We start from the raw sequence: 24,382 nt of genomic DNA, 5'->3' as shown, positions 1-24,382 counted from the left end.
GCGTGGCTACATGGTGGTGACGGGTCGGGACTGCAGCATGTAGAGCCCGGTGTCGTCGTAGGCCCACTCGATGTCCTGGGGGCCGCCGTTGAGCTCGGCGAGGTGCAGGCCGAGCTTCACGAGGTCGGCGAGCTCGCTCTCGGCCATGACCTGCTCGGCGACGACCTTGGCCTTCTTCAGGGCACCCTTGCGGTCCAGCGTGTAGTAGTCGGGGGTGACTTCGCCGGAGACGACGTTCTCGCCGATGCCGAAGGCGGCCTCGATGACGACGCGGTCGCGGCGGTGGTTGACCGGGTCGACGGTGAACATGACGCCGGCCTTGGTCGCGTCGACCATCTGCTGGACGACGACAGCCATCTGGATGTCGTCGAGGTCGCCCTTGTGCTCGCGGTAGAACAGGGCGCGCTCTGAGAAGAACGAGAGCCAGCACTCGACAACCTTGTCCATGACCTCGTCGAAGGACTCGACGAACAGGTAGGTCTCCTGCTGGCCGGCGTAGGAGGCATCGCTGCTGTCCTCGGCGCAGGCCGAGGACCGGACCGCGACGGAGCAGCCGGCTGGGAGCTGCTCGTAGGCCTCGCGGATCTGCTCCCGCGGCGGCTGGGTCGCGGCGACGACGGCGCGGGCGGCCTCGAGGTCGCGGTTCTTCAGGTGAGCCAGGAGTGCCTCGCCGTCGACGGCGTCGGTGAAGGCCGCCGAGGTGATGACGAATCCCGGCGGGACCGGCAGGCCGTTGGCGGTCATCGAGGCGAGGCTGGCGCCCTTGCCGCCGGTGAGGTCGACGTCGCGGCATCGCTCGTCGGTGAACGGCAGGACGGGGGGGGCCTCAGGCATCGGGGTCGCCTCCAAACAGCGTGTTTCCGAAATGTTCGATGTGTGCCCGCATGACCTTTCCGGCGAGGTCGCCGTCACGCTGGCGGAGGGCGTCGAGAATCGGCAGGTGGGTGTTCGCGATCGCGACCAGGTCGAGGTTGGACTTGACCACCGAGACGAGGGTGTACGCCTCGATGCGCAGGCCGGACCAGGAGTCGAGCAGGACGGAGTTGCCGGCCTGTTCGACGATGAGCTCGTGGAAGCGGGCGTCGTGCACCAGCAGTCCGTGCTGGTCCTTACGGCGGGCAGCCTCGAGCATGTTCTGGATTTCGCTCTCCAGCATCCTCAGAACGTTGTTGTCCACCCCGGGTGCGGCCATGTGTCCGGCCAGCTCCTCAAGGGCAGCGCGGACCGGGTAGGTCTCGGTCAGCTCCTTGTGGGTGACTTGGCGGACACGTGCGCCACGGTAGGGCTCGGACTCGATGAACCGCATGGCCTCCAGGTCGCGTAGGGCCTCCCGTACAGGGGCCTGGCTGACGCCGAGTTCCTGCACGAGCGCCAGCTCGACGACGCGGTCGCCCGGGGCATACGTGCCGTCCAGGATGCGCTGGATGATGACTTCCTTGATCTGCTCGCGCAGAACGGATCGCGACAGCGTCACGAGAGCACCTCGACGACGCCGGTGGCGCCGTTGACGCGGACACGGTCGCCGGTCTTGATCTGCCGGGTGGCGTCCGAGGTGCCGACGACGGCCGGGATGCCGAACTCGCGGGAGACGACGGCCGGGTGCGAGGCCATGCCACCGGCGTCCGTGACCAGGCCGGCGATCTTCGTGAAGAGCACCACCCAGGCCGGGCTGGTCATGCGGCACACGACGATCTCGTCGCGCTCGACCTGGGAGAACTGCTCCGGCGACAGGACGAGGCGGGCCTTGCCCTCGACGACACCGGTGGAAGCACCGAGGCCGTGGATCTCTCCCTCGACAGTCGACGGCTCGCGGTACACCTTCTCCGGGAAGGCCCACAGGGACAGGTACGGGAAGGCGAGGTTCTCCTCCGTGGCGGTGCCCACCCAGTCACGCGGTCGCAGCTCGTAGGCGGCCTCGCGCTCGTCGCGGCGGTCACCGATGAGGTCCTCGGCGTCGAAGGAGTTGGACCCGGCCATGAGGGTGCGCAGCTCGTTGTACTTGAGGTACATGACGTCCTCGGGGTCGCCGATCTTGCCGTCCTCGACGAGCTTGCGGCCGATGGCGATGAGCACGAGGCGCACCCGGGCGTTGGTGCCCTGGTCGATGTAGAAGTGGTGGTCCGGGGTGAGTGGGTTCATCCGCAGGCTCAAGTTGAGCGCGGCCTCAAGGCGGTCGCGGATTTCACCGGTGACGCCCTCGAGGCACTCGGTCTTGGCGGCCTCGAGGTCCTTGGCGACGGCGGCGATCTCGGCCGGGTAGTCGTAGTCGGCCTCGAGGTAGCCGCGGACCGCCTCGACGACGGGGGTCGGGTCCTCGCGCCAGGTGCGGAAGGAGAACTCGTGGGCCCACATCGACTTGAAGCCGTACTCGGCCTGGTAGCCCTCGATGACGGTGGCGAGGAAGTCCTTGCCCTCCGGGGTGGTCTGCAGCGCCTTGATGACGTCGGCGCCGGTCGTGCCTTGGGTGAAGGCCTCGGCGATGGCGCCGCTGTCCTTCTTCACCTGCTCCTTGATCTTCCACAGCTCCTCGATGGAGTCCCAGTTGCGGTTCTCGGTGGAGGACTGCAGCCGGCCCATCAGCGCAGAGTGGTCGCCCTCGCCCTTGGCCTCGGCGATGACCGTGTTGAGGTTGAGGGTGGAGGAGAACTGGCTGAAGTTGAGGACCCAGTGGATCGACCAGTGGCGGTCGTGGATGTCGATGGCGTCCTCGAGCAGGATCGCGAGGTCGACGAGCTCTGCGGCGTTGTAGTCGTAGGTGTCGAGGCGCTCGAAGTTGCGCTTGATCTCGGGGACGAGGCGGTCGCGCCACCAGCCGAGGAAGTTCTCGGCGTACGTCGGAAGGGTCCAGCCGAGGTAGCCACCGATCTCGGCGGCGTACTTCTCGTCCAGCGGCGTCCGCGGCGTGTACCGGGCGCCGTACTCGGACGCCTCGGCCTTGAGGCCGGTCTCTGCCGGGATGGCTGCGGTGTACACGTAGCCGTTGATGACCTTGGAGATCCAGTCGGATGCGAACGGCGTGCCGAAGCGGCGGAACATGTAGTCGCACTTGAGCCACCAGCCGCCGATGTCCGCGTACATGGGCGACACCGGGTTGGGGATGTGCAAGTCGTCGTGCACCCAGAGCAGCTCGCGCTGCCCGTCCTCGAAGGTGACGGGGAACTCGTCATCCCCGAAGAAGGTGGCGATCGCAGTACTCATGAGGTCCTCCTTGACCCGGGCGCTCCACGTTGGGCGGCCAACTGATTATCGATAATCGAGTATGCGCAGTTGGGTGTCAAGGCTTTCAAGGAGATTGGGGCGCCGGAACCTCCAGGCAGCATGGACGTGCAGGCCACCCAGCTGGGAGCAGAAGAACGATCGCGCGGACCTGTTGCAAACTCTCGTGCGACGCTTCCGCGGCGAAACGTGCGAGTGCGTGTCAACGGCGGCTGAAATCGGACCCCTTCGCGACGGGTGAAAACGGACCCCTCCTCTGGTTGTTTGGTCATGGTCACTCCTCGGCTCCCAGGGGTGTGGGGACGCGGCCGAGGTCGCGGTTCTTGAGCCTGTAGGAGTCGCCTTTGAGGTTGACGACGTCGGCGTGGTGGACGAGCCGGTCGATCATCGCGGCGGCCACGACGTCGTCGCCGAAGACCTCGCCCCACCGGCCGAAGGGCTTGTTGCTGGTGACGATCAGCGAGGCTCGTTCGTAGCGGGAGGACACGAGCTGGAAGAACAGGTTCGCGGCCTCGGGCTCGAAGGGGATGTAGCCGACCTCGTCGACGACGAGCAGCGGGTAGCGGCCGAGGCGTCGTAGCTCGTCCTGCAGCCGGCCGTCGTGGTGGGCTCCGGCGAGCCGGTCGACCCATTCGGACGCGGTCGCGAACAAGACCCGGTGCCCGGCTTGGCAGGCGCGCATCGCGATGCCGGTGGCGAGGTGGGTTTTGCCGGTGCCGGGCGGGCCGAGGAAGACGATGTTCTCTTTGGCGGTGACGAAGTCGAGGGTGCCCAGGTGTGCGATGACGTCCCGGGACAGGCCGCGGGCGTGGTCGAAGTCGAACTCCTCCAAGGCTTTCCGGGCGGGGAACCGGGCGGCGCGGATCCGTCCCTCGCCGCCGTGGGACTCGCGGGCGGCGACCTCGCGTTGCAGGCATGCGGCGAGGAACTCCTCGAAGGTCCACGCGTCGGTTCGGGCCCGGTCGGCGAGCCGCGGGATGGCCTCGCGCAGCGACGGCGCCTTCAACGCGCGGGTCAGGAACGCCAGCTCGGCTTCCACGTCGCGCGCGGTCCGGGAGGTCTTGGCCGGCGGCATCAGGCCACCTGCCCGTCGATGGTCCCGTCGATGGTTGCGAGGCTGGCTGGCGTGCTGTCCTCGTATCCGTCGCTGATCCCGAAGGCGGTGTCGTACACGGACAGGTCCCGCTGCTCGACGCTCTCCTGCGCCGGCGGGGTCGGTCGACGCGCGACGGCCCGGGCCATCACCAGTGCGGCGGCGTGGTGGTCCGGGTCGGTGATCGTCTGGTGCGTGGCCCAGCACCGCTCGTGCGCGGCGACCGGGCGCCCGGCGAGGGTGACGGTCACCGTGTCCAGGCCGGCGACGACCTGAACGGTGCGGCCGACGGCGACCGGGTCCACCGAGTAGTCGTTGCCGGCGAAACGCACGTAGTGGTCCCGGCCCAACCGGAGCTGATGGCGCCATCCCAGCATCGGCGCCACCGGGGGCAGGGACAGCATCGCGACCTGGTCGGTGTGCCACCGTGCCGTGGGGGCGCACCCGATCCGGCGCACGATCCGGGTGTTCGCGACCGGCAGCCACGCGTGCAGCTGGTCGTTGAAGTCGCGCGGGCCGGTGAACGTGCGCCCGGGCAGGAACGAGGTCTCCAGGTACTGGTTGGCCCGCTCGACGATGCCCTTGGCCTCCGGGTCGCGCGGACGGCACTGGTGCACGCCGCAGCCCAGGATGCCGCGGAAGGCCTCGAACTCCTCGGTCAGCCGGGGCGTGCCGGCACGCCAGGACCCGACCGCGGACTCGTTGTCCCACACCAGCTCCCGCGGCACCGCCTGCAGGTGCTCACTGAGCAACAGCCAGTGCCCCGCGATCAGGTCGGCCGCCTGACGCGAGGCGATCATCACCGCGAACAGCATCCGGGAGTAGCCCGCCGCCATCACCAGCACCGGCGGGCGCCCGACCTGCCCGAACCCGAGCGGGACATCGACCGGCGGGAACCACAGGTCGCATTGCACCCGCTCCCCAGCGACATACGCCGTCCGCGTCGCTGGGTCCGGCGGCAGGTACAACGGCCGCAGCTGCCGCACCCGGTCCTTGAGCACCGTCAGCGACCGCTGCCACCCGATCCGCTCCGCGATGACCGTGGCCGGCATCGTCGGACACGCCTGCAACAGCTCGATGACCTCTGACTCCACCAGGTCCACGCACGAGCCCTTGGCAGGCCGCTCGTACCGGGGCGGGCTGTCCCTAGCCAACGCCCGCCGCACCGCGTTCCTCGAGATCCTCAGCCGCCGAGCGATCGCCTTGATCGGCATCTGCTCGACCGGTGCAACCGCCGAATCTCCGCCCAGTCCTCCACGCTGATCACCCTCCACAGGCTCACGGAAGGGGTCCGTTTTCACCCGTCGATCAGGGGTCAGTTTTCACCCGACGCTGACAGTGCGGACCGCCTACCGGCCACAGCCACGTTCGTCGCCCCGCAACATCCGGCCTCAAGCTGCGCCTCCGGCGCAGAAAAGCGCGGGGACCCGAGCGCGACTTGCCCACTACAGCCCGCGCGGGAGTCAAGCAAGCGCCTTCTGGGCGGCGCCACCCAGCGCGAAGCCTTCCCGTCACTGCGCAAACTCGCGTGCTCGAGTCGTGTCCCCCCGGTGTCCCCCGCACCCCAAAACGCCCACCCGCCAAGGGCGCCGAGAAAACGCATGCACCGCACCAGGACGAGCACGACAACGACCCTGCACCTGTTCGCAATGAGAAGGTCCGGGGTTCGAGTCCCCTCAGCTCCACCGACGGCAGAGAGACCGGACACGCTTTTCGTCCGGTCTCTCTGCTGTTGGTGGGCCTTGACGGGCTCACTTGCATTTTGCAAGTATGCCGACATGAGCCTCTTCATCACCTGCCCGGTCGAAAGCGTCGAGCGCGCGACCGACTTCTACACAGCCCTTGGTTGGACCCTCAACACCGAGATGTCCGATCACAACGTGTCGTGCTTCGCGATCGCGCCTGAGCAGTACGTCATGCTCGGCAGCCGCGAGATGTACGCGAACGTCGGAGGCGTCGAGGACCTGGTCGGCGGACCTGACACCCCGTCGAAGGTCACGGTTTCCTTCGACCTCGGCAGCCGCGAGGCAGTCGACGAGCTCCTCGAGCGAGCCGGCGCCGCGGGCGGACGGATCGGCGACACCGACGACTACCCCTTCATGTACCAGCGCCAGTTCGATGACCTCGACGGCTACCACTACTCGCCGTTCTGGATGAAGCCGAACACCGATCCGAGCGAGTGACCGACCTCGCCGCGGCACTCGAGATCGTCGGCAGCCGGTGGGCCCTACTCATCGTGGAACGCCTGCTCGAAGGGCCGCAGCGCTACGGCGACCTGCAGCGCGACCTCGGAGCGCCGACGAACATGCTCGCAACTCGCCTGCGCGAGCTCGAAGCGGCCGGCGTGCTGTCCCGACTTCCTCTTCGGCACAACACACGTGCGTACGCGCTGACCGAGCGCGGGCTCGCACTGCGAGAGGCGATCGTCGCGCTCGGACGCTGGGGTGCCGAAGTGGACCAGCGCGCCCCGTAGTGAGCCGTGGATCAGCGGGTCCGGCCGGGAAAGGCCATCGCCACCACCCGACGCTTCGGCGACGTCACACGCCGAAGCCGCCCATGCTGGTGCCGCCGCCGACCTGCTTCCACCTGTCGTCGGCGGGGTCGCGACCGATCTCCTGCTCGACGATGTCGAACTCACGACACCGTTGACAGGTCCGGCGGACGCTCTTGCTGGACGCGCGCTGGTACATCCACTTGTGGCCGAGGATCACGCAGCGCAGAGTGCGGCGAGCCATGCTCCGAGTGTCTCCCCGACCCGGGCTGCTGTCAGCACAACAGATGAGACGCCCCAGTCGCCTCGGGTGTCGTCGAGCCCCTTCGACCACCTGCGTGACCAGACGCCACGATGGTCAGGTGCGGGCGCCGGCGTCGCGCGCGACGAAGGCTGACAGGGCGATCTCGGTCGCAGCCAGGAGCTGCTCCGGTCCCACCCCGGCCGCCGCGTGGACCGCGTTGCCCTCCGCCACCATCATGACGAACCGAGCCAGCGCGTCGGGGTCGGCGTCGGCCGGCAGGTCCCCGTCGGTGACCGCACGCGCAAACCGCTCTGCGAGCTGCCGCTCACCCGCGAGCCGACTGGCCGCGAGGAACTCGGCGACGGCCTCGTTGTCGGCGCCGCAGGCCGTTCCTCCCTGCACGGTGAGGCACCCGGGCGGCCGGCCGGGACGGGTGACGGACTCCACGTTCCGCCGCAGGAGCGAGGCCGCGACCTCGGCCGCAGTCTCCTCAGCAAGCGCCTCTCGCGCGTACGCCATGTCGACCTCGGCGTAGCGCGCCACCGCCGCGCGGAACAGCTGCTCCTTGTTGCCGAACGCGGCATACATGCTCGGCCGGTTGATCCCCATCGCACGAGTGAGGTCGTCGAGCGACGCCCCCTCGTAGCCGTGGCGCCAGAACACCTCGACCGCCGCGTCGAGCGCGCTGTCGGCATCGAACCCTCTGGGCCTGCCTCGTGGACTCAAGGACCTCACCCCTTCCGCGCGCCACCCTACCAGTTTGCAACCGATCGGTACAGATTTGCCAAACGCAACGGACCGGCGTAGGTTCTTTCTGTACCAATCGATACACAAACAGGAGAGACGATCATCATGGGACAGCTCAACGGCAAGAACGCGCTCGTCACAGGGGCCACCTCCGGCATCGGCCTGGCCACGGCCCGCCGGTTCGCCGCCGAGGGCGCGCACGTCTTCATCACGGGTCGACGGCAGGAGGCGCTGGATGCGGCGGCCGCGTCGATGGGCGACAACGTCACCGCGGTGCGCGGCGACGTCAGCAAGCACGAGGACCTCGACCAGCTCGTCGAGGTCATCCGGGAGCACGGCGGTGGCCTGGACGTGATCATGGCGAACGCCGGTGGCGGTGAGTTCGCGCCCCTCGGCGCGATCACGCCGGAGCACTTCGCAGACACCTTCAACGGCAACGTGGGTGGCACCCTCTTCACCGTCCAGAAGGCCCTGCCGGTGCTCAACGACGGCGCCGCCATCGTGCTCGTCGGGTCGACCGCCGCCACCGCCGGCACGCCCGCTTTCGGCGTCTACGCTGCGTCCAAGGCCGCCATCCGCTCGTTCGCAAGGACGTGGGCTGCCGAGCTGGTCGGGCGCAAGATCCGCGTCAACACGGTCATCCCCGGTCCGACGCAGACGCCGGGCGTCGAGGGGCTGGCGCCCACGCCCGACGACACGAAGGCACTGCTCGACACCCTCGCGTCCACCGTCCCGATGGGCCGGATGGGTCAGCCGGAGGAGATCGCGAACGTCGCCCTCTTCCTGGCCGGAGACCAGAGCAGCTTCATGACCGGCGCAGAGATCTTCGTCGACGGCGGAGCCCAGCAGCTCTGAGGCTCCACTCACGACGGCGGGCCGCCCTTGCTTCCCATCGGAAGCAGGGGCGGCCCGAATCTCATGGCGAAGAGACAACCGGGCGTCCGTCCGTGACCCCGGCGGCCGTTCGTCACCTCCTTCTGGTGTGACGGCGGACCCGCCGTCCAGCGGGGCCGCCTCCGGTTACGAGAACACGAGGTCACGGCTCCGGAGGGCTGCGCTGCCGGTTGCGGCGTCTGGCCGCGGCGATCGTCGCAGCGGGGTGGACAGCCGGATCGAGGGCGTCGCGGGGTCCCGGTCGCGTCCGCCCGTCTCCGGGGTCGTCGTGCGGGACGCCACCACGGTCGGTCGGGTCGCCGAACTCGGCACTGACGAGCGCCTCGAACTCCAGGTCGACGAGGTCGTCGTCGGCGAGCACGATGTCGGCGAAGGCCGCGTCGACGTCGAGAGCCAGGTCGTCGACCGTCCCGAGCCCGAACGGGTGCTCCATCGTCGTCACCTCCATCACGTCGTGAGCCGCCATGGATCCACCAACAGATCTGTGGTGTGTGCGATAGATTTGTTGTAGCACCGGCGGCACGCCGATGCAAGGCCCGATTCGAGGATCGATGACCCCGGCAGCCACCAGCGAGAACGACCCCGAGCGCGGCCTCTACGGCATCACCGTCGCCGCCGACCTCGTCGGCATGGGGGTGCAGAACCTCCGGCTCTACGAGGCCCGCGGCCTGCTCCGGCCGTCGCGGACCGCCGGCGGCACCCGCCGCTACAGCGACAGCGACCTCGTGCGGCTGCGTCGCATCGGCCAGCTCCTCGACGAGGGCCTCAACCTCGCGGGCATCGAGAAGGTGCTCGGCCTCGAGAGCCGGGTCCGCAGCCTCGAGTCGGAGGCCCGACGCCGGCGTCGCTGACCGACGGACGGCGTGACGAGGTGTCCGACGGGGTGGGAACGCCCGCCCGGCACCCGCCCGTCGCGGCTAGACTCCCCGGGGCGACGGCATACGGGCACGTCGCGGCGACGGCAGGAGGTGGGTCCCCATGTGCGGAGAGCCTCCCAGTCATACGACCGACGAGGGCTGACCGCTCGAGACCCGCACGACACGACGTGCGGCAGGGCTCGCGGCGGCTCTCACGACGCCGTCCGCCGCCCCTTCGTCCCGCCCACGGGAGGTCGTCATGTCCGAGCGCACCCGCACCACCACCCGCACCACCACCCGCAACCCCATCCGCAGCCTGGCCGGTCGCGTCCGCCGACCCGCCCCGTCCGACCACGCACCGCACACCGGGCACCCGGTGGAGCACGCGTCGACCAGGCGCCAGCACCGCGAGGGCGCCAGCGTCGTCGACAGCGCCGTCTACGTCGACGGCCGACGCACCGACTCCCCCGCGACCCTCGCAGAGACGTTCCGCACCCTCCGTGAGCGGGACGGCGCAGTCGGCTGGATCGGGCTCTACCGACCCACGCAGGACGAAGTCGCCGCTCTCGCAAACGAGTTCGACCTGCACGAGCTCGCCGTGGAGGACGCGATCGTGGCGCACCAGCGACCCAAGATCGAGCGCTACGGAGACACGCTCTTCGTCGTGCTGCGGGCCGCGCGCTACGTCGACGCGACGGAGCAGGTCGAGTTCGGCGAGGTGCACGTCTTCGTGGGTCCGGACTTCGCGATCACGGTGCGCCACAGCGAGGCCCCTGACCTCTCGGCCGTACGGCGACGCCTCGAGAGCGACCCCGAGCTGCTCGCCCGCGGCCCCGAGGCCGTGCTCTACGCGATCCTCGACCGGGTCGTCGACGGCTACCTGCCGGTCGTCCGTGGGCTGCACAACGACATCGACGAGATCGAGACCGAGGTGTTCCGCGGCGACCCGGCGGTCTCGCGACGCATCTACGAGCTGAGCCGCGAGGTCATCGAGTTCGAGCGTGCCGTCCGCCCGCTCGCGACGGTCATCCAGTCGCTCTCGGCCGGCTTCGAGAAGTACGGCACCGACGAGGAGCTGCGCCGCTACCTCCGCGACGTCGAGGACCACCTCACCGCGGTGCGCGAGCAGGTCGACGGCTTCCGCCACCTGCTCCGCGACATCCTCACGGTCAACGCCACGCTCGTCGCGCAGAAGCAGAACGAGGAGATGAAGACCCTCACCGAGGCGAGCATGGACCAGAACGAGGAGGTCAAGAAGATCTCGGCGTGGGCCGCCATCCTCTTCGCGCCGACCCTCATCGGAACGGTCTACGGGATGAACTTCGACGCCATGCCCGAGCTGCACTGGCGTTTCGGCTACCCGTTCGCGCTCGGCATGATGGGCGTCGTCAGCGCCGCCCTCTACGGCGTCTTCAAGGGTCGTCGCTGGATCTAGCCCGCTCCGGAGGCGCTGTGGGTAAGGGGGATCCATGCCCCGTGCACTCGTCGGCGTCTCCGGGTGGCGCTACCCCTCCTGGCGCGGCGACTTCTACCCGAAGGGGCTCCCCCAGCGCCTCGAGCTGGCGTATGCCGCCGAGCGGATGACGTCGATCGAGGTGAACGGGTCGTTCTACTCCCTCCAACGCCCGAGCTCGTATGCCGCCTGGCGGGCCGCCGCTCCGCCTGACGTCGTCTTCGCCGTCAAGGGCGGTCGCTTCATCACGCACCTCAAGGCGCTGCGTGACGTCGAGACCCCACTCGCGAACTTCTTCGCCAGCGGGGTGCTCGCCCTCGGTGAGCAGCTCGGTCCGGTCTTGTGGCAGCTGCCGGAGCGGCTGCACTTCGAGCCCGACCGGCTGGCGTCGTTCTTCGAGCTGCTCCCGCGCACCACGGGCGCGGCGGCCCACCTCGCTTCGAAGCACGACGACAAGGTCAAAGAGGGCCGCAGTCTCACCGAGGTCGAGGCGGACGTGCCCCTGCGCCACGCGCTCGAGCCACGCCACGAGAGCTTCGACTCGGACGCCGCCCGTGCCCTGTGCACGGAGCACGGGGTGGCGCTCGTCGTCGCCGACAGCGCCGGGAAGTGGCCCGTGATGCGGGACGCCACGAGCGACTTCCGCTACGTGCGGCTGCACGGCGAGACCGAGCTCTACGCGAGCGGCTACACCGACGCGTCGCTCGACCGGTGGGCACGCACGTGCCGTGGCTGGCTCGACGAGGGGCACGACGTGCACGTCTACTTCGACAACGACGCCAAGGGTCACGCACCCCACGACGCCCTGCGCCTGCTCGATCGCCTCGGCATCGCGCGCGGTCCCGCGGAGCGCGAGGACCGGTGACGCGGCCTCGCACGTCGGGCGCGGACGGCACCTGACGGCATACGTTGTCGGTGACCGCGTCCGACGAGCCCGGAGGCCACGATGACACCCTGCCCCGCCCGGCACGCACACCTCAGGGCGTGCCGGTGAACCGTGACGAGCTGCGCGCGGCGCAGACACCGCTCAAGCAGCGCTACCGCGACGACCCCGACAGCGCGCTGACCTCGGTGTCGGCGAGCGCGAGGTTCGACGAGCCGCCCACCGTCGAGGTGAGCACCTGGGCCGGTCCCGTGCGCGCGGGCCTGCACCGCGCCACCGGCGGCGACGGAGCCGACGCGTGCTCGGGCGACATGCTGATGGAGGCGCTCGCCGCGTGTGCCGGCGTCACGCTCCACGCCGTCGCCACCGCCTTCGGCGTCGACCTGCGCGACGTGACGGTCCGCGCCGAGGCCACCTTCGACGCGCGCGGCACGCTCGGCATCGACCGGGAGGCGCCCGTCGGCGTCATCGGGCCCCGCGTCGTGGCAGAGGTGACGACCGACGCCGACGACGCGACCCTCGAGCGGCTCGCCACCGCGACCGAGCGCTACTGCGTCGTCGGGCAGTCGCTGCGCCGGCCGCCGACCTTCACCGTGTCGCGCCGCGTCGGCGGTCCCGACCCGGCATCGGGAACCGTTCGCTAGGTTCGTGTCGTGAGCCGAAGCGTCTACGTCACCTCCCCGGAGGGTCTGACGGGCAAGTCCGCGGTGGCCCTGGGCCTGCTCGACGCCCTCCTCCGCGAGGTCGGTTCGGTCGGCCTCTTCCGCCCGCTGACCACGCTCGGCGGCAGCGGCCCGGACGACGAGGTCGACCACATCGTCGAGATGCTCGTCAGCCAACCCGGCGTCGACCAGACCTATGAGGAGGCCATCGGCGTCACCTACGCCCAGGCGCACGACGACCCCGACGAGGCGCTGCACGTCATCGTCGAGAAGTTCGGCGCCCTGAGCGCCCGCTTCGCCGTCGTCGTGGTCGTCGGCTCCGACTACACCGACGTCTCCACCGGCACCGAGCTGTCGTTCAACGCCAGGGTCGCTGCGAACCTCGGGTCGGCCGTCGTGCTCGTCGTGCACGGTCGCGGCCGCACGCCCGACCAGATCCGCGTGGCCGCCGACGGAGCGGTCGCCGAGCTGCGCGCCCACCACGCCCAGACGGTGGCCGTCGTCGCCAACCGAGTCGAGCCCGACGATCTCGACGAGGTGCGAAACGTCCTGTCGTCGTTGCCTTTTCCCGTCACCGGCGCCATCCCCGAGAACGCGCTGCTGTCGGCGCCGAGCTTCCGCGCGCTCGCCGAGGCCATCGACGCCCGGCTCGTCCTCGGCAGTGAGTCGTGGATGGACCGCGACAGCCTCGGCCTCGTCGTCGCCGCGATGAGCCTGCCCAACGTGCTGGCACGCATCGGGCCCGACGTCACGATCATCGCCCCGAGCGACCGCAGCGACCTCATCCCGGGCCTCCTCCTGGCGCACCAGTCGGGCACCTTCCCGACCCTGGCCGGCATCATCCTCACGGGCGGCTACCCGATCCCCGAGACGATCGCGCGACTCTCGGCCGGCGTGCAGCAGGACCTGCCCATCGCCCTCACCGACGACGGCACCTTCCGCACGGCCGAGCGCCTCATGCAGGTGCGCGGGCCGATGACCAAGGGGTCGCGCAACAAGATCGAGTCGGCGCGGCGCCTCTTCTCCGAGAGCATCGACGCCACAGCGCTGCTCGCCGCCATCGACGTGTCGGCCTCAGAGGTGCGCACGCCACTGATGTTCGAGTTCCAGCTCATGGAGCGGGCGCGGTCCGACCGTCGGCACATCGTGCTCCCCGAGAGCCAGGACGACCGCATCCTCGAGGCCGCCGACATCCTGCTGCGGCGCGGCGTCGCCGACCTCACGCTCCTCGGCGACGAGACGAAGGTGCGGGCCCGCGGCTCGAGTCTCGGCCTCGACCTCGACGCGGCAGCGGTGGTCTCGCCGCACGACCCCGAGCTGGTCGAGCGCTTCGCCGAGGAGTATGCCGCCGCGCGGGCGCACAAGGGCATGACCGTCGAGCGGGCGCGCGAGGTCGTCACCGACATCTCCTACTTCGGCACCATGATGGTGCACCTCGGCCTCGCCGACGGCATGGTCTCGGGTGCCGTGAACACGACGGCCCACACCATCCGGCCGGCCCTCGAGTTCGTCAAGACGGCCGAGGGCGTCAAGACGGTGTCGAGCGTCTTCCTCATGTGCCTCGCCGACCGCGTGCTCGTCTACGGCGACTGCGCCGTCATTCCCGACCCGAGCGCCGAGCAGCTCGCCGACATCGCGGTCTCGTCGGCGCAGACGGCGCAGCAGTTCGGCATCGCGCCCCGCGTCGCGATGCTGTCGTACTCCACCGGAGCCAGCGGGTCCGGCGCCGACGTCGAGAAGGTCAGGGCCGCAACGGAGCTCGTCACCGAGCGAGCCCCCGACCTCGCGCTCGCCGGACCGATCCAGTACGACGCCGCCATCGACCCCGACGTCGGCCGCGCGAAGATGCCCGACTCCCCGGTGGCCGGCCACGCCACCGTGTTCGTCTTCCCCGACCTCAACACGGGCAACAACACCTACAAGGCGGTGCAGCGCAGCGCTCACGCCGTCGCCATCGGCCCGGTGCTGCAGGGCCTGCGCAAGCCGGTCAACGACCTGTCGAGAGGCGCCCTGGTCGACGACATCGTCAACACCGTCGCCATCACGGCGGTCCAGGCCCAGCAGGGAGCAGCCCGTTGAGCGAGAACCACAACACTCACCCGTCCGATGCGTCGAGCGGCCCCCAGCCGGTCCTCGTCCTCAACGCCGGCTCGTCGTCGCTGAAGTACCAGCTCGTCGTGCCCGAGAGCGGCGAGAAGCAGGCGGGCGGCACGATCGAGCGCATCGGCGAGTCCGGCAGCGACGTCGCCGACCACTCGGCGGCGCTGGAGCGGATGACCGACGAGCTGCGGGGCGACGGCATCGACCTCGGGAGCGTCCGGCTGCGCGCCGTGGGCCACCGGGTCGTGCACGGCGGGCCCGGCTTCTCCGAGCCGGTCGTCATCGACGATGCCGTGCTCGACCGGGTGCGCGAGCTGAGCGCCCTTGCGCCACTGCACAACCCAGCCGCCGTCACGGGCATCGAGGCAGCCCGCGCGCACTTCGACGTGCCGCACGTCGCCGTCTTCGACACCGCCTTCTTCTCCTCGCTCCCGCCGGCGGCGTCGACGTATGCCGTGCCCCGCGACCTCGCGCAGAAGCACGCGATCCGTCGCTACGGCTTCCACGGCACCTCGCACCAGTGGGTGTCGCAGGCCGCCGCCGACCTGCTCGACCGGCCGGTCGGCGAGCTGCGGCAGGTCATCCTGCACCTCGGCAACGGCTGCTCGGCCTCTGCGGTGCGCGGCGGCGTCGCGGTCGACACGTCCATGGGCCTGACCCCGCTGCAGGGACTCGTCATGGGCACTCGCTCCGGCGACGTCGACCCCGGCCTGCACGCGTACCTCGGCCGTGAAGCGAGCCTCTCGCTCGACGAGATCGACACCCTGCTCAACAAGAAGTCGGGGGTGCTGGGGCTCAGTGGTGTCAACGACTTCCGCGAGCTCGAGCAGCGCCTCGCCGACGGCGACGCAGACGCCCGCCTCGCGTTCGACGTCGTCGTGCACCGGCTCAAGCACTACGTCGGCGCGTACCTCGCGATCCTCGGCGGCATCGACGTGCTCGTCTTCACCGCAGGCATCGGCGAGAACAGCGTCGCCCTGCGCGCGGCCGTGACCGAGGGGCTCGAGGGTCTGGGCATCTCGATCGACCGGGCCCGCAACGGTGCCCGCTCGAAGCAGGCGCGGGTCATCTCGCCCGACGGTTCGCGCGTGGTCGTCGCCGTCGTGCCGACCAACGAGGAGCTGGCCATCGCCCGCCAGACCGCTGCGCTGGTCGGCTAGCGCCGCGACTCGAGGTAGGCGCGCAGCGAGAGCGGCGGCCGGCCGGTGAGGCGCTCGACGTCGTCGGTCACGCCGTCGAGCTCGCCCTTCGCGGCGGCCATGTAGGTCGACACCCACGCGTCGACCTGCCAGTCCGGAACCCCGTAGACCGCGCGCGACGCGTATGCCTCCTCGACCGTCTCGTCGTGGAAGCTCACGTCACGGCCGGTGACCTCGCCGACGACGGCCGCCATCTCGGAGAAGGTCAACGCCTCGGGACCGGTGAGGCTGTAGGTCTCGCCGGCGTGCGCGGACGGGTCGAGGAGCACCGCCGTCGCGACCCGCGCGATGTCCTCGTGCGCCACGACGGCGACCCGCCCGTTGCCCGCCGGCCCACGGATGACGCCGTCCTCGCCGACCATCTGGTCGACGAACTCGAGGTAGAGGTTGTCGCGCAGGAAGGTCCACGCCACGCCGGAGTCCTTCAGGTGCTGCTCGGTCGCTGCGTGGTCTCGCGCCAGCGTGAAGGTCGCATCCGGCGCCGCCCCGAAGAACGACACGTACACGACGTGCCGCACACCCGCAGCCGCGGCGGCGTCGACGAACGCGCGGTGCTCGGCGAGACGGTGCTCGTTCTCCGCCGCCGACACCATGAGGAGGGTCTCCACCCCTGCCAGCGCCGCCTCCGAAGCGGCCCGGTCGGCGTACGCGGCCCGGACCGGCAGCGCTCCCGCGAGGTCGGGCGCGCGGCCGACGTCGCGGACGAGCAACCGCTGGGGCACGCCCTTCGCCGCGAGGTCGCGGGCGACGAGGCCACCGAGCCAGCCCGTCGAGCCGGTGACGGCAAGCGTGGGACGGTCGGCCGCAGAGGTGTCACTCATCCCCCGAGCGTACGCAGCCGCAGACGCCACCGGGATCGCGGAGGCGGGTGGTCAGGGGAGCCGAACCAGCGCGGTGAGGTCCGCACAGTCGAGCCCCACCGACGCCATGCGCTCGGTGATCGGCAGAGCCCCGCCGCGGGGGACCACCATCCTCGCCGTCGCCCCGCGGGCGAGCGCCTCGGCGACCTTCTCGCGAGCGTCGACGAGCCGCGTCCAGTCGTCGAGCCACTCGTCGACGGGGACGTCATCCGCGCGCACCCGCGGGTCGAGAGCGCCCCTCACGCCGTCCACGAACGTGCGGATGGCCCTGTCCTGCGCCGCGATCGCAGCGGCCCGCTGCGGCGCCTGCAGCGCACGATCGACAGGGTTCGCCGCCAGGTCCGCCCGCAGCCTGGTGCACCCGGCGTCCACGACCTCCATGACCTCCGGACGGTCGATCAGCTCGATCCGGTCGTGGGTCGCATAGACCCACAGCCCCACCGCAAAGATCGTCACGAGCGCGGCAACGGTCGCGCCCGTCAGCCCGATCAGCACCGCAGCCACCCACCAGCCGACGTCACGGTGACGGCGCGGCGGAGGTGGCAGCGGCGGCGCCTTCGGCCACGGGATGGTCACCTGCCGAGTGTCGCCAGTCCCGCGCCCGTCGCGCAGCGAGGCTGCCGCTCGATGCCAGATCGTGATGCCTTGAGTGCCGTTTTGGGCGGGGAGGAGAAGGGGTCGGTCCCCCGGAAGCGGCTCGCGGCGGCATACGGTGGCTCCGTGACCGACAAAGCGGCTGACGCCCCCTCCGTCCGGACGCCCGAGCCCCCGGCCCCCGCAAACCCCCCTGCCGACGAGGTGGCGCCGCCCTTCGCGCCCGAGCTGCCAGGCATCGAGGCGGCCGAGGTGCCGCCCGGCATGCGCATCGCAGCCGACTGGGCCTGGCGCATCCTCCTCATCGGCGCCGCCCTCTACGTGCTGTCGCAGGCGGTGCGAGCCGTCTCCGAGATCATCGTGCCGGTGGCCATCGCCATCCTGCTCACCGCGCTGCTGCGACCGGTCGCCCTGTGGCTGCAGGCCCGTCGGCTCAAGCCCGGCGGCGCCGCAGGACTCACCGTCCTCGGCATGCTCATCCTCGTCAGCGCCCTGTTCACCCTCGTCGGGTCGCAGTTCAGCAGCGGCTTCTCCGACCTGACGTCCCAGGTCGCCACCGGGCTCGAGCGCATCCGCGACTGGGTGCGCACGACGTTCAAGATCACCGACGCCCAGTTCGACGAGTACTTCAACACGGTCCGCGACAAGGTCAGCCAGTCGGGCAACCTCGGAGACACCGCTACCTCGGTCGGCCTGACGGCCACGCACTTCATCGCCGGGCTGTTCATCGCGCTCTTCTCGCTCTTCTTCTTCCTCTACGAGGGGCCGCGCATCTGGGGCTGGGTCGTGCGGCTCTTCCCGCGCGCCACCCGCCCGCGCGTCGACTCGTCCGGGATCATCGCCTGGCACCAGCTGTCCGCCTTCGTGCGGGCCACGATGATCGTCGCGTTCGTCGACGCGATCGGCATCGCCGCCGGCGCCGCGATCCTCAAGGTGCCGTTCGCCTTCGCCATCGGCATCCTCGTGTTCCTGCTGGCGTTCATCCCCATCGTCGGCGCCCTGCTGTCCGGAGCCGTCGCGGTGCTTCTCGCGCTCGTCGCGCACGGCCCGGGGGTCGCGCTCATCATGCTGGCCGTCGTCATCGGCGTGCAGCAGCTCGAGTCGCACGTGCTTCAGCCGTTCCTGCTCGGCAAGGCCGTCAGCGTGCACCCGCTCGCCGTCATCCTCGCCATCGCGACCGGGTCGATCATCGCGGGCATCGTGGGGGCGCTCGTGGCCGTCCCGTTCGCGGCGGTGCTCAACGCGGTCGGCAAGCACCTCTTCAGCGACGAGAGCCCCCAGCAGCTCGACCGAGAGCTCTCCGAGTCCGCCGACGACGGCAGCGCCCCAGCCAACGCCTGACCGTCCCGGGGCCCCGGGCCGGCCCCGGCCCCGGGACCGGCGGCCCGGCCGTCCCCGGCACAGACCGCGACACGTCCGCCGGGGCGGGGTTTGTACGTGGGCGAGGTGTGAGCCGGTCAGCCCTACTGCGAGACGGCGCGACGGGCGAAGAGAGCCCGGTCGTCGAGCTCCTCGGCCTCGTCGGCGAACTCCGGGGTGTCGAAGACGTCGGCGGGGATGCCGCCCTCGGTGAAGCGCGGCTCGGCCTTCGCCTTGAGCGCGTAGGTGGGCTTCGGCACGGGCACGGGGCTCCAGCTGCCCTCGGGCGTGGCCTCCGGCTCGGACTCAGCGGCCACCTCGTTCGCGACCGGAGCCTGCACGTCGAAGACGCCCGGCTCGACCGGGGCCGGAGCCTGAGCGTGTGCCGCCGGCGCGTCGGCCGACGTGGTCTGCACGGTCACCATCTGCTCGACGCCGACAGCCACGGCGGAGGCCGAGCTGCGGATGACCTGGGTGTCCTCGCTCGACAGGACGGGAACGTGCGTCGCGGTCCAGTCGTAGTCGTCGTGACGGCGCTCGCGGCGGCGACGACGGCCGCGGGCCTCGCGCCCGTCGCGCGCCTCGGGCCGGGCGGTGCGCAGCGTGTCGGCCTGTGCCTCGGCCCGCAGCCACACGAGCACGGCGGCGACGGTGAGCACGGCGAACGGGATCGAGATCCACATCAGCAGCCCGGTGACGGTGAGGACGATCGAGGTCGGAACCCACAACAGCGCCACGAGGAGCAGCACGGCGCGAACTCGCCTCTGCCCCATCGGAACTCGAGCAGGTGCCGGAGCACTGACGGGCCGACGGCGAGGCCCGGGAGTGCTCGACTGGCGCGCTGACTCGTGCATGCGGTCCACCTCGGTGGCGTAGGGAGCGATGTCGTGGTCGGTGCGGCTCGACGGCGCCGACGTCACCTCGGCGAGCTCGGTCGCGTGGACCTGCTCGTCGGTGCGGCGTGCCACGAGGGGCGAGTGGCGGCGCGAGGAGCCGGCGGGAACGGCCCGCTTCACGTCGACCGTCGGGCCGCCCACGCGGGCGGGCTTGACGGCATACGAGTGGGGCCGGGGGGTGCTCAGCTCGGTCGTGGGCAGGGCGGGACGCTTCTCGAGGACGCGCATGGCCTCGGAGAACCCGTCGACGGAACGCGTGGCGGCGGCGTCCTCGCGGCGGCGCGCCCAGTGCTGGATGAGATAGGCAGCCCAGATCGCCACGATGACGACGAAGATGAGGCTGCTGACTGGCACGTGACCCACGGTAGGACGCGCCTCGACGCACACCCCGCACATTCGAGGCGTGTCGCGCAAGAGGCTGGTGTTACACCTGTGACAGGCGTGTCATGAGGGTCGCTCCCTCGAGGTCCTCGGTCGTCACGGCGAACGACCGGTGGTCGCGCCACGCTCCGTCGATGTGGAGGAACCGCCGGCGTACGCCCTCGTCGCGCAGACCGAGCCGCTCCACCACCCGCAGCGACTTCTCGTTGTCGAGCCGGATGTTGACCTCGACCCGGTGCAGGCCACCCGCGCCGAGGGCATGGTCGACGGCCAGGGCCAGCGCGCGGGTGGCGATCCCCCGCCCGGTCACCGACTCGTCGAGCCAGTAGCCGGCAGCGCCGGACTGCTGCGCCGCGCGGACGATCCCGAAGAGGTGCACCTGCCCGACGATGCGGCCGCCGACCTCGATGCACCACGGCATCGCGCGGTCGGCGCGGGCCTCGGCGTCGAGGTCGCGCACGAACTGGCGGAACGACACCGGCGGCCGCGCCGGCGCACCCGGGGGCAGGGTCGGCTCCCAGGGCTGCACGTGAGCGGCGTTGTCGCGGCGCACCCGCTGCCAGTCACGCTCGTCGTCGAGGCGCAGAGGTCGCAGCACCAGCGGCGGGTCGGCCGAGGCGTCACGCAGGACGACGGGCCACTGGGCCCGGCCGTCGCGGTGCGGACGCCACGGCATCCTCATGCCGGCCCCGCCGTCGGCAGGAGGACGAGACCCGTCGTGCAGACCGCGGACGTCGCAAGCGCCATCAGTGGTCGCTGCCCGGGACCTGGTCGAGGGCGTGCCCGAGCACCGGCTCGAGCACGTCGAGCGCGTCGGTCACCCCGCCGCGTGAGCCGGGGAGGTTGGCGACGAACGTGTGGCCGGCCAGGCCGACGAGCCCCCTCGAGAGCATCGCCGTGGGCACGCCCTTGGCCACGCCCGCCGCCCGCATCGCTTCCGCGACACCGGGAACGAGCCGGTCGAGCAGCGGGGCGGTCTGCTCCGGCGTCACGTCGGTGGGCGTCAGACCCGTGCCGCCGCTGGTGAGGACGAGCGCCGGCTCGCCGGCGAGGGCCACGCGAAGCGCGCGACCGAGCTCGTCGCCGTCGGGCACGACCACCGGGTCACCGACCTCGAAGCCCCAGGCCCGCAAACGCTCGACGACGACCGGCCCCGACTTGTCCTCGTAGGCGCCGGCCGCCGCCCGGGTCGACGCCACGACCACGACCGCGCTGCGCCCGGCGCCGAAACCGTCACTCACGCCAGTCCCCCGACCGTCCCCCCGATTTCGCGGTGACGCGCACGTCGGTGATGCGGGCGTGCTTGTCGACCGCCTTGACCATGTCGATGAGGGCGAGCGCCGCGACGGACACCGCCGTCAGCGCCTCCATCTCGATGCCGGTGCGGTCGGCCGTGCGCACCGTCGCCGAGATGTCGGCGCCGTCGTCGGAGACCGTGACGTCGACCTCGACGCCGTGGACCGCGATCGGGTGTGCCAGCGGGATCAGCTCGGGGGTGCGCTTGACCGCCTGTATGCCGGCGATGCGGGCCACCGCGAGCGCATCGCCCTTCGGCACGGTGCCCGACCTCAGCGCCGCGACGGCGTCGGCACTCAGCAGCACGCGCCCGGCGGCGCTCGCCTCACGGGCGGTGACCGCCTTGGCGGAGACGTCGACCATGTGGGCGGTGCCGTCGGCGCGCACGTGGGTGAGCGACGGATCTGTCACGTCTGGCGGGTGAGCCGGTGCAGTGGGGCCGGCAGGCTCGTTGGGGTCCGAAAGGCCGCTCGGGCTCGTCCCCGGCGTGCTCATCAGGCGTCCCGGTCGAGCACGAGCACGTCGACGACCTCACCGGCGACGAGCTCGGTGACGTCCTCGGGCACGACGAAGAGGGCGTTGGCCTTCGCGAGGTCGGCGACGAAGTGCGACCCCTGCCCGGCGACCGGCACGGCAACCAGCGTGCCCTCGGCGGACCGCGAGACGACGGCGCGCCCGAACTGACGCCGCCCGCCGTACGACTCGACCCCCGAGATCAGGGTGGCGGGCCGCAGGCGGCGCTTCTCGGGGTTGAGCCGCATCAGGCGTCGCAGCGCCGGACGAACGAACACCTCGAACGAGACGAACGACGACACCGGGTTGCCGGGCAGCGCGAAGAGCGGCACCCGACGCCCGTTCGGGCCGGTGAGCAGTCCGAAGCCCTGCGGCTTGCCGGGCTGCATGGCCACCTTGACGAACTCGATGCCCTCACCCTGGAGAGCGCTCTTGACGACGTCGTAGGCGCCCATCGAGACGCCGCCGCTCGTGATGACGACATCGGCCTCGCCGACCACCTCGTCGAGCGCCTTGACGAGCTCGTCGTCGGAGTCGCCGACTGCGGCGCGGATCTCGGCCGAGGCCCCCGCACCCACGGCGGCAGCCCACAGCATGGACGAGTTGGAGTCGTGGATCTGGCCGGGCTGCAACGGTTTTCCGGGCTCGACGAGCTCCGCACCGGTCGAGAGGACGACGACGTGCGGGCGACGGTGCACCTCGACCTCCGCGTAGCCGCACGCGGCCAGCAGTGCGATCGTGCGCGCCCCGACCACCTCGCCGGCCGAGACGACGACCGACCCCGAGGCGACGTCCTCGCCGCGCGGCCGCACGTAGCGACCGGCATCGACCGCGACGCGGCACTCGACCTCTCCGGTCGCCGCGCCGTCGGTGTCCTCGACCGCGATGACGGCGTCGGCGCCCTCGGGCATCGGTGCACCCGTCATGATGCGCGCCGCCTCGCCCGGGCCCACCGAGAAGGTGGGGGCGTCTCCCGCAGCGACCTCGCCGACGATGCGCAGCCGGACCGGAGCGTCGGACGCACCCGCGAGCGACTCGGCGCGGACGGCATACCCGTCCATCGACGAGTTGTCGAAGTGCGGCAGGTCGACCTTGGCGCGCACGTCGCGAGCCACGACCAGGCCGAGGGCCTCGGTGAGCGGGGTCCACTCGGTCGGGGACGGCTCGAGGGTCGACAGGATCGCCTTGAGGTGCTCGTCGACCGTGCGCACGTCGCCGGGCGTCTCGACGGGCACCGTTGCCGGAGTGGGCAGCTCGCCCAGAACGGCGTCATCGAGCACGCGCCGGTAGCCGTCGATGAGCACCTCGCCGACGCACCTGACGTTGCGGCCGAAGACCGGGTCGCCGATGACGCGCAGGCTCGTGCAGTCGCGCATCGAGGGCACGCCGTTGGGGAAGCGCTTCTCGAAGCCGGGCACGAAGCGGTAGGCGGAGTCGAGGTCGACGAACGGCTCGGGCCCGTCGACGGCCGCCACGACGTGGTACTCGTCGTCGAGCGAGAAGAAGTCGGAGCGGATGACCAGCAGGTCGTTGGTCGTCTTGACCGGACGGAACCGCGTGCGCGGCACCAGCAGCGCCTCCGAGCCCTCGAAGACCTCGATCGCCGTGCCCATCGCCGACTCCATCTGGATGACCTCGGGCGAGGACGGGTCGGCAGGGTCGACGTTCTTGCGGTTGACGATGATGGGCAGCCCGAGCACGCCCTCCTTGGCGGTCATCCGCTCACGCAGCACCCGCAGGTCGATCCACACGTTGTTGGCGTTGAAGGTGTTGTGCCGCTTGATGTCGCGGAAGTGCCGCTCGTCGCCCTCGGCCACCTGGGCGGTGTCGCGCAGCACGATGCGCCCGTCGGCCTTGCGCACCGCCAGGTGACCGCCCTTGCGGTCACTCTTGGTGCGCTTGCAGACCTCGGCGACGTACGGCAGACCGTGCTCGACCATCCACGCGGCGACGTCGGGGTCGCACGTGGCGCCCAGGTTGTCGGAGTTGGAGAGGAACGCGTAGCGGATCCCCTTCTCCAGCAGGGCGTCGAGCACCCCGGAGGTCACGAGGGAGACGTAGACGTCACCGTGACCCGGCGGGCACCACTCGAGCTCGGGGTCGGCGGGCCACTCGACCGGCATGAGGTCGTCGGGGCGCAGCTTCGGCTCGGCGTTCTGGATGAAGTCCAGCGGGAGACCCTCGACGGGCAGGTCGGCGTACTTCGAGAGGATCTTGAGCGACTCCTCCGACGTGCGGAAGCTGTTCATCAGCACGAGCGGCAGCTCGACGTCCCACCGCTTGCGCAGCGCGAGCACCTGCAGGGCGATGATGTCGAGGAAGGTCAGGCCGTCCTTGACCTCGAGGGCCGACTTCGCACCGGTCATGCCCATCCCGGTGCCGAGGCCGCCGTTGAGCTTGATGACGGCCGTGCGCGACAGCGCCTCGCGCGCCTCCTCGTCGGAGACCCTGACCTCGCGCAGGGTCTGCACCTCGCCGAGGGGCTCGATGGAGTCCTCGGGGATCGTGCCCTGGGCGCCGCCCTGCAGCTGCAGGTAGTAGTGCTCGAACACCTTGATCGCCTCGGGACCGAGGCCCCGTTCGCGCATCAGTGCGACGGACGCCTGGAGCCCCTGGTCACTCATGGCCATCACCTTACGATGGG

General features: G+C 70.8%; 24 protein-coding genes and 1 pseudogene. 10 read left to right on the top strand and 15 right to left on the bottom strand.

Features of this window, described 5'->3' with window-relative positions; all coding sequences use genetic code 11:
* Positions 1–6 precede the first annotated feature (6 nt).
* The 5 genes and pseudogenes from ACYVNR_RS20900 to istA form a co-directional block, all read right to left on the bottom strand.
* Positions 7–834, bottom strand: coding sequence for a PEP/pyruvate-binding domain-containing protein (locus ACYVNR_RS20900; protein WP_461050775.1), 828 nt, complete (start codon positions 832–834; stop codon positions 7–9).
* Complete coding sequence (locus ACYVNR_RS20895) at positions 827–1,474, bottom strand: GntR family transcriptional regulator (RefSeq protein ID WP_045186754.1); 648 nt, start codon at positions 1,472–1,474, stop codon at positions 827–829. The genes ACYVNR_RS20900 and ACYVNR_RS20895 overlap by 8 nt, the downstream gene beginning before the upstream one ends.
* Entirely contained in the window at positions 1,471–3,198 is a 1,728-nt protein-coding gene (locus ACYVNR_RS20890; RefSeq protein ID WP_045186757.1) for a PEP-utilizing enzyme, read from the bottom strand. The genes ACYVNR_RS20895 and ACYVNR_RS20890 overlap by 4 nt, the downstream gene beginning before the upstream one ends.
* A 292-nt stretch (positions 3,199–3,490) precedes the next feature.
* Positions 3,491–4,291 carry an IS21-like element helper ATPase IstB gene (gene istB, locus ACYVNR_RS20885; RefSeq protein WP_461050772.1) on the bottom strand — a complete coding sequence of 267 codons (801 nt, stop codon included), beginning with the start codon at positions 4,289–4,291 and terminating at the stop codon, positions 3,491–3,493.
* A pseudogene (gene istA / locus ACYVNR_RS20880) lies at positions 4,291–5,576 on the bottom strand (IS21 family transposase). Before istA ends, istB begins: the two are co-directional and overlap by 1 nt.
* A gap of 511 nt (positions 5,577–6,087) precedes the next feature.
* Between istA and ACYVNR_RS20875 the strand changes: the two are divergent.
* Positions 6,088–6,492: a VOC family protein gene (locus ACYVNR_RS20875; RefSeq protein ID WP_045186760.1), complete on the top strand. Its 405-nt coding sequence runs from the start codon at positions 6,088–6,090 to the stop codon at positions 6,490–6,492.
* Positions 6,489–6,782, top strand: coding sequence for a winged helix-turn-helix transcriptional regulator (locus tag ACYVNR_RS20870; RefSeq protein WP_045186764.1), 294 nt, complete (start codon positions 6,489–6,491; stop codon positions 6,780–6,782). The genes ACYVNR_RS20875 and ACYVNR_RS20870 overlap by 4 nt, the downstream gene beginning before the upstream one ends.
* A gap of 64 nt (positions 6,783–6,846) precedes the next feature.
* On the opposite strand, the gene ACYVNR_RS20865 is transcribed toward ACYVNR_RS20870, so the two are convergent.
* Positions 6,847–7,044, bottom strand: a complete 198-nt coding sequence (locus ACYVNR_RS20865) for a DUF1660 family phage protein (protein WP_458801584.1) — start codon at positions 7,042–7,044, stop codon at positions 6,847–6,849.
* Between the two features lie 114 nt (positions 7,045–7,158).
* The gene (locus ACYVNR_RS20860) at positions 7,159–7,770 is read right to left on the bottom strand and encodes a TetR/AcrR family transcriptional regulator (RefSeq protein ID WP_458801583.1); all 612 of its coding nucleotides are present in this window, start codon (positions 7,768–7,770) and stop codon (positions 7,159–7,161) included.
* A gap of 126 nt (positions 7,771–7,896) precedes the next feature.
* Here ACYVNR_RS20860 and ACYVNR_RS20855 point away from each other — a divergent pair, with 126 nt between their 5' ends.
* Positions 7,897–8,646 (top strand): SDR family oxidoreductase, encoded by a 750-nt coding sequence (locus ACYVNR_RS20855; protein ID WP_461050769.1) that lies wholly within the window; start codon positions 7,897–7,899, stop codon positions 8,644–8,646.
* A gap of 181 nt (positions 8,647–8,827) precedes the next feature.
* Here the strand turns inward: ACYVNR_RS20855 and ACYVNR_RS20850 are convergent, their stop codons facing one another.
* On the bottom strand, positions 8,828–9,151 hold the full coding sequence (locus tag ACYVNR_RS20850) for a hypothetical protein (RefSeq protein ID WP_461050767.1): 324 nt from the start codon (positions 9,149–9,151) through the stop codon (positions 8,828–8,830).
* A gap of 85 nt (positions 9,152–9,236) precedes the next feature.
* Between ACYVNR_RS20850 and ACYVNR_RS20845 the strand changes: the two genes are divergently transcribed.
* From ACYVNR_RS20845 to ACYVNR_RS20820, 6 genes are all read left to right on the top strand, one after another.
* Entirely contained in the window at positions 9,237–9,536 is a 300-nt protein-coding gene (locus ACYVNR_RS20845) for a MerR family transcriptional regulator (protein WP_045186774.1), read from the top strand.
* A 265-nt stretch (positions 9,537–9,801) separates the two neighbouring features.
* Complete coding sequence (locus ACYVNR_RS20840; protein WP_045186777.1) at positions 9,802–10,977, top strand: magnesium and cobalt transport protein CorA; 1,176 nt, start codon at positions 9,802–9,804, stop codon at positions 10,975–10,977.
* A 34-nt stretch (positions 10,978–11,011) separates the two neighbouring features.
* Entirely contained in the window at positions 11,012–11,860 is an 849-nt protein-coding gene (locus ACYVNR_RS20835; RefSeq protein ID WP_458801579.1) for a DUF72 domain-containing protein, read from the top strand.
* Between the two features lie 125 nt (positions 11,861–11,985).
* Positions 11,986–12,522, top strand: a complete 537-nt coding sequence (locus ACYVNR_RS20830) for an OsmC family protein (RefSeq protein WP_461050764.1) — start codon at positions 11,986–11,988, stop codon at positions 12,520–12,522.
* A 9-nt stretch (positions 12,523–12,531) separates the two neighbouring features.
* Positions 12,532–14,619, top strand: coding sequence for a phosphate acetyltransferase (gene pta / locus ACYVNR_RS20825; RefSeq protein ID WP_461050762.1), 2,088 nt, complete (start codon positions 12,532–12,534; stop codon positions 14,617–14,619).
* Entirely contained in the window at positions 14,616–15,800 is a 1,185-nt protein-coding gene (locus ACYVNR_RS20820; RefSeq protein ID WP_461050760.1) for an acetate/propionate family kinase, read from the top strand. The genes pta and ACYVNR_RS20820 overlap by 4 nt, the downstream gene beginning before the upstream one ends.
* Here the strand turns inward: ACYVNR_RS20820 and ACYVNR_RS20815 are convergent.
* Together ACYVNR_RS20815 and ACYVNR_RS20810 are read right to left on the bottom strand one after the other, a co-directional pair.
* Positions 15,797–16,660 (bottom strand): SDR family oxidoreductase, encoded by an 864-nt coding sequence (locus tag ACYVNR_RS20815; RefSeq protein ID WP_461050758.1) that lies wholly within the window; start codon positions 16,658–16,660, stop codon positions 15,797–15,799. The two genes, ACYVNR_RS20820 and ACYVNR_RS20815, sit on opposite strands and share 4 nt — an antisense overlap.
* Positions 16,661–16,711: 51 nt before the next feature.
* Entirely contained in the window at positions 16,712–17,275 is a 564-nt protein-coding gene (locus ACYVNR_RS20810; protein WP_461050756.1) for a hypothetical protein, read from the bottom strand.
* 144 nt (positions 17,276–17,419) lie between these two features.
* Here ACYVNR_RS20810 and ACYVNR_RS20805 point away from each other — a divergent pair, with 144 nt between their 5' ends.
* On the top strand, positions 17,420–18,634 hold the full coding sequence (locus ACYVNR_RS20805; RefSeq protein WP_461050754.1) for an AI-2E family transporter: 1,215 nt from the start codon (positions 17,420–17,422) through the stop codon (positions 18,632–18,634).
* 122 nt (positions 18,635–18,756) lie between these two features.
* Here ACYVNR_RS20805 and ACYVNR_RS20800 read toward each other — a convergent pair whose 3' ends face one another.
* The 5 genes from ACYVNR_RS20800 to ACYVNR_RS20780 all read right to left on the bottom strand — a co-directional run bounded on the left by ACYVNR_RS20800 (position 18,757) and on the right by ACYVNR_RS20780 (position 24,362).
* Positions 18,757–19,902 carry a hypothetical protein gene (locus tag ACYVNR_RS20800; protein ID WP_461050752.1) on the bottom strand — a complete coding sequence of 382 codons (1,146 nt, stop codon included), beginning with the start codon at positions 19,900–19,902 and terminating at the stop codon, positions 18,757–18,759.
* Positions 19,903–19,972: 70 nt separating this feature from the next.
* The gene (locus ACYVNR_RS20795) at positions 19,973–20,611 is read right to left on the bottom strand and encodes a GNAT family N-acetyltransferase (protein ID WP_458801564.1); all 639 of its coding nucleotides are present in this window, start codon (positions 20,609–20,611) and stop codon (positions 19,973–19,975) included.
* A gap of 64 nt (positions 20,612–20,675) precedes the next feature.
* On the bottom strand, positions 20,676–21,170 hold the full coding sequence (locus ACYVNR_RS20790) for a MogA/MoaB family molybdenum cofactor biosynthesis protein (RefSeq protein WP_461050749.1): 495 nt from the start codon (positions 21,168–21,170) through the stop codon (positions 20,676–20,678).
* A complete protein-coding gene (moaC, locus tag ACYVNR_RS20785; protein WP_461050747.1) occupies positions 21,163–21,636 on the bottom strand; it encodes a cyclic pyranopterin monophosphate synthase MoaC in 474 nt (157 codons plus the stop codon). Before moaC ends, ACYVNR_RS20790 begins: the two co-directional genes overlap by 8 nt.
* An 83-nt stretch (positions 21,637–21,719) precedes the next feature.
* The gene (locus ACYVNR_RS20780; protein ID WP_461050745.1) at positions 21,720–24,362 is read right to left on the bottom strand and encodes a UTP--glucose-1-phosphate uridylyltransferase; all 2,643 of its coding nucleotides are present in this window, start codon (positions 24,360–24,362) and stop codon (positions 21,720–21,722) included.
* Between the last annotated feature and the right edge of the window lie 20 nt (positions 24,363–24,382).

This window comes from Terrabacter koreensis, assembly GCF_054783315.1.
Note: the sequence above shows the minus strand (reverse complement) of the source record. Positions and strands in the feature narration are given on the sequence as shown.